General features: G+C 68.3%; 11 protein-coding genes and 1 tRNA gene. 5 read left to right on the top strand and 7 right to left on the bottom strand.

Features of this window, described 5'->3' with window-relative positions; genetic code table 11:
- Window positions 1-145: 145 nt before the first annotated feature.
- A complete protein-coding gene (locus tag DQW85_RS00150; protein ID WP_113698460.1) occupies window positions 146-1,144 on the top strand; it encodes an ABC transporter ATP-binding protein in 999 nt (332 codons plus the stop codon).
- A 21-nt stretch (window positions 1,145-1,165) separates the two neighbouring features.
- On the top strand, window positions 1,166-2,653 hold the full coding sequence (locus DQW85_RS43920; protein ID WP_162794600.1) for a hypothetical protein: 1,488 nt from the start codon (window positions 1,166-1,168) through the stop codon (window positions 2,651-2,653).
- Here the strand turns inward: DQW85_RS43920 and DQW85_RS43915 are convergent.
- Both DQW85_RS43915 and DQW85_RS47465 read right to left on the bottom strand, forming a co-directional pair.
- Complete coding sequence (locus DQW85_RS43915) at window positions 2,619-2,783, bottom strand: hypothetical protein (protein ID WP_162794599.1); 165 nt, start codon at window positions 2,781-2,783, stop codon at window positions 2,619-2,621. The two genes, DQW85_RS43920 and DQW85_RS43915, sit on opposite strands and share 35 nt — an antisense overlap.
- A gap of 10 nt (window positions 2,784-2,793) precedes the next feature.
- Window positions 2,794-2,928 carry a hypothetical protein gene (locus DQW85_RS47465; RefSeq protein ID WP_275888149.1) on the bottom strand — a complete coding sequence of 45 codons (135 nt, stop codon included), beginning with the start codon at window positions 2,926-2,928 and terminating at the stop codon, window positions 2,794-2,796.
- An 844-nt stretch (window positions 2,929-3,772) separates the two neighbouring features.
- Here DQW85_RS47465 and DQW85_RS00140 point away from each other — a divergent pair.
- On the top strand, window positions 3,773-6,325 hold the full coding sequence (locus tag DQW85_RS00140; protein WP_240196822.1) for a GDSL-type esterase/lipase family protein: 2,553 nt from the start codon (window positions 3,773-3,775) through the stop codon (window positions 6,323-6,325).
- 10 nt (window positions 6,326-6,335) lie between these two features.
- Here DQW85_RS00140 and DQW85_RS43910 read toward each other — a convergent pair whose 3' ends face one another.
- Window positions 6,336-6,560 carry a hypothetical protein gene (locus DQW85_RS43910; protein ID WP_162794597.1) on the bottom strand — a complete coding sequence of 75 codons (225 nt, stop codon included), beginning with the start codon at window positions 6,558-6,560 and terminating at the stop codon, window positions 6,336-6,338.
- Window positions 6,561-6,941: 381 nt separating this feature from the next.
- Window positions 6,942-7,220, bottom strand: coding sequence for a hypothetical protein (locus tag DQW85_RS00135; RefSeq protein ID WP_162794596.1), 279 nt, complete (start codon window positions 7,218-7,220; stop codon window positions 6,942-6,944).
- Here DQW85_RS00135 and DQW85_RS48000 point away from each other — a divergent pair.
- Complete coding sequence (locus DQW85_RS48000) at window positions 7,176-7,355, top strand: tyrosine-type recombinase/integrase (protein ID WP_420819129.1); 180 nt, start codon at window positions 7,176-7,178, stop codon at window positions 7,353-7,355. The two genes, DQW85_RS00135 and DQW85_RS48000, sit on opposite strands and share 45 nt — an antisense overlap.
- Window positions 7,356-8,058: 703 nt before the next feature.
- On the opposite strand, the gene DQW85_RS00125 is transcribed toward DQW85_RS48000, so the two are convergent.
- A complete protein-coding gene (locus DQW85_RS00125) occupies window positions 8,059-8,559 on the bottom strand; it encodes a YajQ family cyclic di-GMP-binding protein (protein ID WP_113698456.1) in 501 nt (166 codons plus the stop codon).
- A 237-nt stretch (window positions 8,560-8,796) separates the two neighbouring features.
- Here DQW85_RS00125 and DQW85_RS00120 point away from each other — a divergent pair.
- Window positions 8,797-8,878 (top strand) — tRNA-Tyr (locus DQW85_RS00120).
- A gap of 301 nt (window positions 8,879-9,179) precedes the next feature.
- Here the strand turns inward: DQW85_RS00120 and DQW85_RS00115 are convergent.
- Both DQW85_RS00115 and DQW85_RS00110 read right to left on the bottom strand, forming a co-directional pair.
- A complete protein-coding gene (locus tag DQW85_RS00115; protein ID WP_113698455.1) occupies window positions 9,180-10,250 on the bottom strand; it encodes a magnesium transporter CorA family protein in 1,071 nt (356 codons plus the stop codon).
- A 79-nt stretch (window positions 10,251-10,329) separates the two neighbouring features.
- On the bottom strand, window positions 10,330-11,337 hold a 1,008-nt coding region (locus DQW85_RS00110; RefSeq protein ID WP_240196821.1), incomplete at its 5' end, for a VWA domain-containing protein.

The raw sequence follows: 11,337 nt of genomic DNA, 5'->3' as shown, positions 1-11,337 counted from the left end.
CGCCCGACCCGGCCGCCACCGACCCCGGCTGCGGGTTCAGGCCGCGCTGCGGGTACGGCGGCGCCGCCTGCGCCGAGAGCCCACCGGCGCGGCAGATCGCGGCCGGCAGGCTCACCGCCTGCCACGAATGGGAGCGGGTGACCTCGTGACCGAGACCGTCCTCCAGGTGCTCGACCTGGTCAAGCACTTCCCGATCAGGCATGGCGTCCTCCGGCGTACCGTGGGGGTGCTCAAGGCCGTCGACGGGGTCAGCCTTGAACTGCGCGGCGGCGAGACCCTCGGCGTCGTCGGTGAGTCCGGCTGCGGCAAGTCCACGCTGGCCAGGATGCTCACCGCGCACGAACGGCCCACCTCGGGCGAGGTCACCGTCCTCGGCCGGTCGCTCCACGAGCTCCGGGGCCGCGAGCTGCGCCGGGCCCGCCGCCACGTCCAGCTCGTCTTCCAGGACCCGTACAGCTCACTCGACCCGCGCATGACCGTCGCCGCCACCGTCCGCGAGCCGTACGACGTGAACCCCGACCTCGCCCCGCGCGGCGACCGCGACCGGCTGGTGCGCGAGCTGCTGGAGGTCGTCGGCCTCAACCCCGACCACGGCGACCGCTACCCGCACCAGCTCTCCGGCGGCCAGCGGCAGCGGGTCGGCATCGCCCGCGCCCTCGCCCTGCGACCGCGGATCCTCGTCTGCGACGAGCCCGTGTCGGCGCTCGACGTGTCGGTCCAGGCCCAGATCGTGAACCTGCTGGAACGGCTGCGCGAGGAGTTCGGCCTGGCGTACGTGTTCATCGCGCACGACCTGAGCGTCGTCCAGCACCTCGCGGACCGGGTGGCGGTCATGTACCTGGGCAAGGTCGTCGAGACCGGCTCCGAGGCCGACGTGTACGGCTCCGCCGCGCACCCGTACACGCAGGCCCTGCTGTCCGCGGTGCCCGTGCCCGACCCGGCGCTGCGCGGCACCCGACAGGAGATCGCCCTGGAGGGGGAGCCGCCGAGCCCGCTGGACCCGCCGGGCGGCTGCCCCTTCCACCCGCGCTGCTGGAAGGCCGTGGAGACCTGCTCACGCGAACGCCCGCCCCTGGACCCCGTGCCGACGTCCCAGCCCGCTGAGCCGGATCCGCACTTCGCGGCCTGCCACCTGCCCGCCTAGCCACCGGCCATAATCACACCCATGGCCCGATCTCCACGCCTCAGCGAGGCGGAGCGCAAGCTGTGGAACGCCTTCCCCACCGGCGAGACCGTGGAGCTCGCCCCGGTCACGACCGGCCCCGGCTCCCCGGCGGGCGACAACGCGCCCAAGGACGGCGAGAGCTGGGGCCCCGATCGGACGATCCGTGCCGGCGTCATCACGTCCCTGCTGCTCGGCGCCCGCGAGGCCGCCCCCGGCTCCGTGGCCGCGGTCCGCTTACGCGGGGCCAGGATCACCGGCTCCCTGGCCATCCTGTGCGGCACCGTCGAACACGAGCTCATCCTCAGCGGCTGCCACCTGGACGAGCCCGTCCTCCTCACCGACACCACCACCCGCACCGTACGGCTGACCGACTGCAAGCTGCCCGGGTTCAGCGGCGGCGGCATGCGCGTCGCCGGCCACCTCAGCCTCTCCGGCTCGAACATCACCGGCACCGTCCGCATGGCCCGCGCCCAGTTCGAGAGCGGGCTCTGGCTGGCCGGCACCCGCCTGACCGCCGACGACGTGTGGGCGCTGTCCGCGGGCTCCATGGTGGTGGAGAGCGGCGCGACCATGCGCAACGCCGACATCACCGGCGGCGTCCGCCTCGCCGGCACCCGCGTGAACGGCGACCTCAACCTCGAAGGAACGGCCATCCGCAACCCCGGTCAGCGCGCCCTCGTCGCCGACAACATGGTCGTCGAAGGCACCGTCCACTGCACCCACGGCTTCACGGCACTGGGCTGCGTCCGGCTGCGCGGCGCCCGGATCAACGGCACCCTCTCCTTCGGCGGCACCCTGCGCAGCCCCGACACACCGTACGCGCTGCACGCCAGCCACATGGAGGTCCGCGAGCTCTACCTCAAGCCCGCCGAACCCATCGACGGCGTCGTCAGCCTCGCCCACTCCCGCGTCGGCACCCTGCAGGACGACCCGGACACCTGGCCCGACAAGCTCCGCCTGAACGGCCTGACCTACGACCGGCTCCGCGGCAGGGGCGTCAACCGCCGCATCAGCTGGGCGAGCCGCGACCCGGAGGGTTTCAGGCCGCAGCCGTACGAGCAGCTCGCCGCCTGGTACCTCCGCGACGGCAACGACGCGCTCGCCCGCCGCGCCCAGCTCGCCAAGCTCCGCGGCAGACGCCGCACCCAGGGACGCGGCCTGCGGCTGTGGGGGCGGCTGCTCGACGTCACGGTCGGGTACGGCTACCGCCCCTGGCTCGCCGGCGTCTGGTTCGCCCTCCTGCTGGTGGCCGGGACCGCGGCATTCGCCCTAAACCCCCCACGTCCCCTCAAACCGGCCGAGGCCCCGGTCTTCGACTCGTTCGCCTACACCTTCGACCTGCTCCTCCCTCTGCCCGCCTTCGGCCAAAGGGAGATGTTCGACCCGGCGGGGTGGACGCAGGGGCTGGCCTACGTACTGGTCGTCGCCGGCTGGATCCTGGCCACCGCCCTGATCACCGGCGCCACCCGCGTCCTCCGCCCCCAGTGACCTGGCGGTCGTTGAGCAGCGGCCCTGGCACCGGCCCGTCCTCCACCGTGACCAGGCCGCCGCTCACCGTGCCCCGCAACCCCTCACCACCCGGCACGACCAGCGCGAGCAGCCACCTGGCCCAAGGCACAGTAGAGGACCTACATCGTGAGCTGCTGACCGCTGAGAGCGATGACAGGGGAGGTCGCGAGCGCGGCGTGGACGAGGTCCAGGTGACCCACCAGAGCCAGGGTCGCCAGCGCCTCATTCCACGGGATCCAGTCCGGCTGGCTCACCGTCGCGGTTGCGTGCGCCGCGCAGTTGACTCATCCGGCGGCTGCCATGTTCGGCTCAGCGGATCCCGCCGGACGCCGAGGGCGGTCTTCTCTGTGATCATTAGGCGTCGAGAACCTCATGATCTCGAAGGTCGTGCCTGTTCTCGTCCTCAGACGAGTCTCCAGGCCCCACTTACAGCCTCGGAACAGTCACTCCACGACACGGACACTCAGGCAGTTACCCACACCTCGCCGCAGCCCTGGGGTGGCAGGGCGAGCTGCATGGCCGTGTAGGTATGGACGAAGGGCAAACCCGAAGCACAGAAAGTGAGCGGAAATCGGCAACTGTATGGACTGTCGACTGAGAAGTCGTCGTGGAAACATTCCTGAGCGACCCACGATGCAGCCATGACACATTGCGCGTGTCCGCTCGATGTCCAACGGCGGGAGCTTCCATGAAGGCACGGAGACACCGACCATTCGTAAGCGCCGTCACCGCCATCGTCCGGGGCACCGTCTTATCGACGACCTGGCCGCAGAGCAACAGCGCCGCAGCAGGCGGGCGACCCGTACTCACGGAAACGAAGTCTGGTGCCGCCGCCGCGTCCTCCCTGCTGGTGGACGACTGGAACCCGACCAAGATGCGCATCAAGGCCGACGACAACAGAACGACGCCTGACCGGTGCAGGCAACATCGCTGCGATTGGTGGCTGTGTGGCGTGCCGAGCCCCGCCGCGCCTGTCGCAGGGCTGACGGATCCTCATGCAGCCGTTGCCCTCCTGCCTCGCTCGACGGGAATAAGCACATGCACCACCTTCTGTCCCTGAGAAGTCTCCGTTGCCTCAACCGCCTGGTCGCGACGGTGATGGCGATCGTCCTGACCCTGAGCCTTACCAAGATCCCCGCCCAGGCGCAGTCCGCCTGCGGCCTGTCCAAGTCCTCCAGAGCCGCCATGAGCGGGAGCGTGAGCATCCGGTGTGGCGCGGAGGCCAAGGCCGCCGGGTCGACGCTGAACGTCGCCGACGGCGATCTGCTGATCGAGTTCACCTTCGACAACGTTGACGCGGACGCGCTCCGCACGACCGTGGAGGAGCATCACCAGGACGAACTTCCCTTGAGCGAGGCCATCAACCGGGTGTACGAGGCGTCGAACGATGAGTTCCCAGACCCTGGATTCTCGTTCGACGGCTACGATTTCGACGGCACACTCGAGGCGCGATCCGACGGGGTGACCTTCGTCATCTTCGAGGACGACGTTCATGTCGAGCTGGCGTTGTGGGTGCGGACCGTCATCGCTATGGTCGCCGGATACGCCGCGCGTATCCTGTCCTATGCGATGTGCATTCCATGGTTCAGCGGGGCACCCCCGCTGGCCGTGCTGTGGTGCTCGAACCTCTCCGCCGGCGTACAGGCCGTCACCGTTCTCCTGGTCGGCTACGCGCTCGTGCCCGGCAGCACGCCGTCCACCAAGGAAGTCGTGCTCGCGGCCTTCGCGGCCTTCATTGTGGGCACGCTGGGTAACGGCATCTGGGAGGGCATCGCCAAACCGTGGTTGACCGCCAACATGCGCACCGTGCTGATAGACGTCGGCCTGGCCATCGCAGACCTGGCGAAGAAGAGCTATGGCTGGTTCACCAGCGTGATCAGGTCCGGATTGACCATTGTCGCCAACTTGGTGATCGAGTATGCCCCGCAGGTCCTGGACTACATCCTGCGCAAGGCGCGTCAGGTTGGCCTTTCGGTGACCGTCGCCGATGTGCGGTTGATGCCGCTGGGTGACTCGATCACTCAGGGCGTGGGCAGTTCCACCAGCGAGGGGTACCGGGCGCCGCTGTATGAGCGCCTGAAGTGGCTGGGGCGGGATGTCGATTTCGCGGGGTCTTTGGAGGACGGCTCGTTCGCGGACAACGACCACGAGGGTCATTCCGGCTGGCGGATCGATCAGATCCAGAATGACGCGGCGGACTGCGCGGTGCCCGCGTACCGTCCGAACGTGGTGACGCTGCACGCCGGCACCAATGACATGAACCAGGACTACCAGCTTGCGACGGCGCCGGAGCGGCTGGGTGGTCTGATCGATCAGGTGCTCGACGACGCTCCGGATGCGACGGTGCTGGTGGCCACGTTGGTGCCGGCCACCAAGGAGGGGTTGCAGCCGCGGATCGACGCCTACAACGCTCGGATCCCCGCGATCGTCAAGCAGCGTCAGGACCAGGGCAAGCATGTGCAGCTGGTCGAGATGGACGAGGTGACCACCGCCGACCTGTCCCAGCCGGCGCATCCGGGCGACAGCGGCTACCGCAAAATGGCGGATGCCTGGTACGAGGCACTGGTCACCGTGGAGCAGAAGGGCTGGATCGCAGATCCGGTGGCTGGTTCGCTTCCGGGGCCTTGGCCTGATCCGGCGGATGGCTCGGAGCCGGTCGCCGACAACCCGGGGGTGCTGTCGTGCACCGCCGACGTCGACCAGTCCAAGGCCGGGCCCGGCTGGCGGGCGCTGGGCGTGATCGCCACCGGCATGAGCACGCCTGAGGGCCGGACCGACATCATGGAGTTGGACGGCGACAACCGCGGTGACTACGTGCGGATCGCCGACGGTGGCGGTTTCCGCATCGCGCGCAACACTCCCGGACAGCCCGGTCAGCCCAACTGGGTCGACCAGGGGACCTTCGTCGTCGACAACCAGAACCCCGGCGTGGGCACGCGGGTTCGCTTCGCCGACATGAACGGCGACGGCCGCGACGACTACCTGGTGCTGGGCGAGGGTGAGACCGCCTCTGTCACGGCGTGGTACTCCGTCGTGGCAGCGTCAGGGGCAACGGTCTGGCAGCCCAGGGGGGTCATCGCTCCCGGAGTCAGCGGGGCCGGCAGGGAGTCGATCCGGTTCGCCGACGTCAACGGCGACGGCCGCGACGACTTCCTGAGAGTCAGCGACGCCGCCGCCATCCACGCCTACATCAACACCCCCACCGCCACCGGCGGGATCATCCGGTTCGCCGACGTCAACGGCGACGGCCGCGACGACTTCCTGAGAGTCAGCGACGCCGCCGCCATCCACGCCTACATCAACACCCCCACCGCCACCGGCGGGATCCACTGGGTCGAACGCCTGAACTGGGCGCCGGGAGTCTCCTACGGCACCCGGGACAAGCTCAGGCTCGCCGACGTCAACGGCGACCGCAGAGCCGACTACCTGATGGTCGACAGCACCGGACGGGTGCACGCCTACATCAACAACGGCGGCGGAGGCGGGGGCGGCTTCACCCCGTACCTCAACTACGTCAACTCAACCGACTATCCCGGCGAGAAGGTGGCGTTCCGCGACATCAGCGGTGACGGCAAGGCCGACTACCTCGTCATCTACACGGGCGGCTCCATCAGGGCCTGGCTCAACATCGGAGGCAACACCGGCAGCTGAGGCTGCCCGGCTACCGGCGCCGCGCCACCCTGGCCAGCGCGGGCCACCTGCCGCCGCTGCTGCGCCGCCCCGGCTCGCCCGCCCGCACCCTCACGTCCTCGACCTCACATGATCGAGAAACAGGACAAGACTCCACTTCGCCGGAGCTCTGGACCAGGACCAGCAGGGCTTGCTGCGCGGAGCTGAGCCGCCGCCAGGGAGATCCGATCGTCGACGGCAGCACGGTAAACAGCACCTGAAGCTCCTGGGGATGAGGGTGAAGATTGTGGTGATCAACCCCTCTACCAGGAGCTTCTTCATGTCATCGGCCGAATGCCGGCATCGCGATCATGCTGTGACCAGCGGTCCCGCCGTACGGGAACGCATGATACGTACCGTGACAATGGCCGCGATGATCTGGGTTACTTCCGACGCCGGCGCCCCAACGAGTACTTGAGGCGTACCTGGACCCGCGGCCTCCGTGTGTGGCCGCAGCGCTCGACACGACGCCAGTGATACTGCTGGGTTGGCCTCAGTACGTTTCTGCCTTTGCCTGTTGTGCGGCGGGGTGGCCGGGCGGGACCGGCCCGGAGAGGCCGCACGCCCGCCCGAACCGCCCGGCCGGTCCGGTGTGGGTTCAGCGTTCATGGCGGTAGGGCTGGCCGATGTCCCATACGCGTTCGAAGCTGTCGAGACGATCGGGCGAGCAGCGCAAGCGCAACTTCCAGACGCAGACAGCTTCGATGCCGAAACCAAGAGCAATCTCGATAAGGGCGTCTCTGTCGACGTCAGGGCAGGGCGTGAGCGTGTCCGGGAGGCGGCGCTCAAGTGGCGTTCCGACCCCCTCCACCGCGGCTCCACAAGTGAGCGGATGGACCGCGTCTTCCGCCTTCATGTTGATCCGATTCTTGGTCACCTCCGGATGGCAGAGGTCCGTCCGTCGCACATTCGTGCCTGGGTCAAGGACCGCACGGAAGTGCTTTCGTTGCACCCTCGACCTTGGCGGTCGTTTACAGCAACGTCGCTTCGTTCTTCGCAGCGGCTGTGGTAGATCGGACCATCGGTATCTCGCCGTGCATAGGCGTCCGCCTCCCTGAGGTCGAAAGGCACACCCACTTCATCCCGCCCCCTGAACAGGTCCACATCCTTGCTGAGACTCTGCCTCCTCGCTTCGCGGTTGCCGTTTACCTTGCGGCCGGTTGTGGACTGCGGGGCGGAGAGATCTTCGGCCTCGGGCTGGACCAGATCGACCTCAAGCGCCGCGAGGTCGACATCAGTCAGCAACTCGTTTGGGGTGAGCGGTCGCAAGCCGTACCTCGGGCCGGTCAAGACGAAGACCTCCACACGGACGATCGAACTACCCGATCTCCTATGCACGGCTCTGGACGCACCTCAAGCGCTTTGGCGTGGTCGAGAACGAGATCGCCGACGAGACGGATCCCCGTCGGTGCACCCGCCGTGTCGCCAAGCTCCTGATCACTACGAACATGCTGCTGCCCGTACACCGGGCCACTTGGTCGCACATATGGGCACCGGCAGCCCGCGAGGTGGGTATCCCGCCTCGGAGTGGCCTGCTCGCTCTAGGTCACTCCACGCCGATGGCCACGCTCAACACGTACGTGGGGAGTGGCCCGAGGCACAGGAGAAGACGCGTGCCCTCGTGGACAGTGCGCTCGGCCGTGTGCCCCGGATGTGCCCTCCACGCTCCCCGTGACGCTGAAACGCCAGGCCAAGGGGGGTGCAATGAGCCCTTGCTAGCGGTAGTTCACGAACTGCAGGGCGATGTCGAGGTCCTTCCCCTTGAGCAGGGAGATGACATCCTGCAGATCGTCCTTCTTCTTGGAGCTGACCCGCAGCTCCTCGCCCTGAATCTGCGCCTTGACGCCCTTCGGCCCCTCGTCGCGAATCAGCTTGGAGATCTTCTTCGCATGCTCCTGGTCGATGCCCTCCTTGAGGCTGACCAGCATGCGGTACTCCTTCCCCGAGAGCTTGGGCTCGCCCGCATCGAGGACCTTCAAGGAGAGGCCCCGCTTGACCACCTTCTCCTTGAACACGTCCAGCGCGGCCGCGGCCCGCTCCTCACTGTTCGCCTTGATCTCGATGTTGTCCTGCCCGGACCAGCTGATGCTCGCTCCCGTGCCCTTGAAGTCGAACCGGTGTCCGATCTCCTTGACCGTCTGGTTCAGCGCGTTGTCGACCTCCTGCCGGTCGATCTTGCTGACGATGTCGAAAGATGAATCGGCCAAAACACTCATCCTCTCGCTACCAACGCATGTCATCCGGTGTCCGCCCCAAGGTCTCGCCGACCACCCAACGCGCGTCCCCGCGCACACGGACCCCAGCGAACGAGCCTAGCCAGCATCGGGTCCCAGTGCAGCGCACCAGGCCCGCACCGGTCCCCGTTGAGGAGGTCCCACGCGGGACAAACCGGTGTCACGTGCACCTCGGAAGTCCGCTATTCTTCTGTCTGTCGCCGCGACAGCGGATGGCACGGCAGGTTGCCCGAGTGGCCAAAGGGAGCGGTCTGTAAAACCGTCGGCTCAGCCTACGCAAGTTCGAACCTTGCACCTGCCACACCAGCAGAAGGAGGCCCGTCACCAGCGGAAACGCGGTGGCGGGCCTCTCGCTTGTGTCCGGCTGTCCACGAGGTTCACCGGGCGTCTACGGCTGATCGTTCCCAATGCGTTCCCAAACGATCAAGCGACGAAGGTTTGGCTCCAGCCGAGATTGTCGGAAAACCGACCATGTGGTGATCTTGACTCCATGAGGTCCCTGCCTTCACCAGGCTGGCTGGAAGACGCGGTGGAGAAGAGCGCCGACGTCGTCGCGACCTGAGCGGGCTTAAGGTCCGCCCCCGTGTCGGCCGCCTGCGGCGTTACAGCCAGTCACGTTTGCGGAAGGCGCGATACAGCAGCAGGCAGGCGGCGATGGTGATGATGGTGGAGGTCCAGAACCCGGATGCCTGTTCGGAGCCGGGGAAGGGGATGTTCTGGCCGTAGAAGCCGAACACCATGGTGGGCACGGCGATGATGGCGGCCACGCCGGTGATCTTTTTCATGATGCTGTTGAGCCGGTAGCCCTGTTGGCTCAGGTGGGTTTCGCGGATGTTGCTGACCAGGTCGCGCAGCGAGTCGGTCCATTCGGTGACGCGCAACACGTGGTCGTAGACGTCCTGGTAGTAGGGGGCCAGGGCGGGGTCGACGATGTGCAGGTCGCGCCGCAGCAGGGTGTTGACCACCTCGCGCATGGGCAGCACGTAGCGGCGCAGACCGACCAGGTTCTTGCGCAGGGTGAAGGAGTCGCGTTGCAGGCCGGGGCCGGGTGTCTGGCCGTCGAACAGCTGGTCTTCCAGGTGCTCGATCTGCTCGTCCAGGGCTTGGATGACCTCGAAGTGGCCGTCGACGAGGTGGTCGAGCACGGCGTGCAGCAGGTAGCCGACGCCGTGTGCGGCCAGCTCACGGCTGGCGTCCCAGGCTTTGACGACCTGCTCGATGTCGACCCGGTCGTTCTCACGCACGGTGACCAGCGCCTGGCGAGTGACGAACATGTCGATCTCGGTGGCGTCCAGCGCCCCGTGCTCGTCCAGACGGACGGAGTAGGCGGCCAGGAACAGGTGGCTGTCGTAGACGTCGAGCTTGGGCCGTTGCCGGTCGTGTAGCACGTCCTCGACGGCCAGCTCGTGCAGGCCGAGTTCCTCGCTGATGGCGCCCAGCTCGGCGGGGCCGGGGGCGCACAGGTCGAACCAGACCATGCAGGAGGGGTCTTCCAGGTGGTCGGACACCTCGGCGACGGGGAAGTCCTCGGCCACCAGCGCGCCGTCGCGATACAGCCGGGTCCGGCAGGCGCCGATCGGGCTGCCGCCGTCTGCCTGGCCGCCGGTGGCGGTCTGCGCGGAGTCGGCGGTGTCAGCGGTGTCGGTGTCGGGCGATATGCGGTGCTCGGACATCGTCGTGGTTCCTTGTCACGGGGCGTAGGTGGAGGAAAAGGGGCAGGAGCGCGCGGGCGCCGCCCGCGGTCCGGGAAGGTCAGGGGAAGCGGTGCGACAGCAGCAGTGAGGCGGCGGCCAGCGCGAAGGCGGGGATCATCGCCCAGCGCAGCAGGATGTGGCCGATCTCGCGGGTGGCGGTCGTGGTGCCGAGGGAAAAGCCGATCTGCTCATACACCTCCTGCAGCGAGCCGGCGGACTCGGCGTCGTAGGCCTGGCCGGAGGTGCTCTCGGCCAGCTCGCGCAGGGCTTGCTCGTTGGGCGGTACCGCCACCGGGCGGCCGTCGATCTCCACAGTGCCCTCGGGGGTGCCGAACGCGATGGTGGAGACGGGCACCTTGGCCTGGGCGGCGGCCTGGGCGGCCTCGGGCACGGTGCGGCCGGAGGTGTTGTCGCCGTCTGAGAGCAGCACGATCGCGGCCGGCGGCGGGTTGCTGGCGGCCTGCTGGTCGAAGTTGCGGATGGCGTCCAGGCCGGCGAAGACCGCCTCGCCGATGGCGGTGCCGGGCGCGGGCTTGAGGCCGGTGATGGCGCGGGTGATCGCGGCGTGGTCCACGGTGGGTGAGATGAGCACCGATGCCGAGCGGGCGAAGGTGACCAGGCCGACGTTGAAGCGGTTGGGCAACTCGGTGACGAACCGTACGGCGGCGGTCTTGGCCGCCTCCAGCCGGGTGGGCGGCACATCAGTGGCGATCATGGACAGGGAGATGTCGATGGCCACCATGACCGTGGCCCGCTCGCGCGGCACCTGCACCGAGGCCGCCGGCCGGGCGGCCGCCACGATCAGCAGCCCCATCAGCAGCGCGAACAGCGCAGCGGTCACATGCCGGCGCCAGCCCGGGCTCGCGGGGGCCACCAGGTGCAACAGCGCCACGTTGGTGAAGCGCACCGTGTAGCGGCGACGCAGGAACTGCGCCAGCACGTAGCCGACGCCGAACAGCGCCAAGAGCGCGAACAGCCACAGCCAGCCAGCAGACAGGAACCTCACGGCCGCCGCCCGCCCCGCTCGCAGCGCGCCCTCTGCCTGCCCGGGCACCGCCCGCCGACC

This window comes from Nonomuraea lactucae, from assembly GCF_003313395.1.
GTDB classification, from domain to species: domain Bacteria; phylum Actinomycetota; class Actinomycetes; order Streptosporangiales; family Streptosporangiaceae; genus Nonomuraea; species Nonomuraea lactucae.
This window is presented reverse-complemented; position numbering and strand designations above follow the sequence as displayed.

What these genes read in the sequence shown, in the direction of transcription:
- DQW85_RS43920 (WP_162794600.1), top strand. Translation starts at nt 1,166, where the DNA reads ATGGCCCGATCTCCACGCCTCAGCGAGGCGGAGCGCAAGCTGTGGAAC.
- DQW85_RS00140 (WP_240196822.1), top strand. Translation starts at nt 3,773, where the DNA reads ATGGCGATCGTCCTGACCCTGAGCCTTACCAAGATCCCCGCCCAGGCG.
- DQW85_RS48000 (WP_420819129.1), top strand. Translation starts at nt 7,176, where the DNA reads ATGGACCGCGTCTTCCGCCTTCATGTTGATCCGATTCTTGGTCACCTC.
- DQW85_RS00125 (WP_113698456.1), bottom strand. Translation starts at nt 8,559, where the DNA reads ATGAGTGTTTTGGCCGATTCATCTTTCGACATCGTCAGCAAGATCGAC.
- DQW85_RS00115 (WP_113698455.1), bottom strand. Translation starts at nt 10,250, where the DNA reads ATGTCCGAGCACCGCATATCGCCCGACACCGACACCGCTGACACCGCC.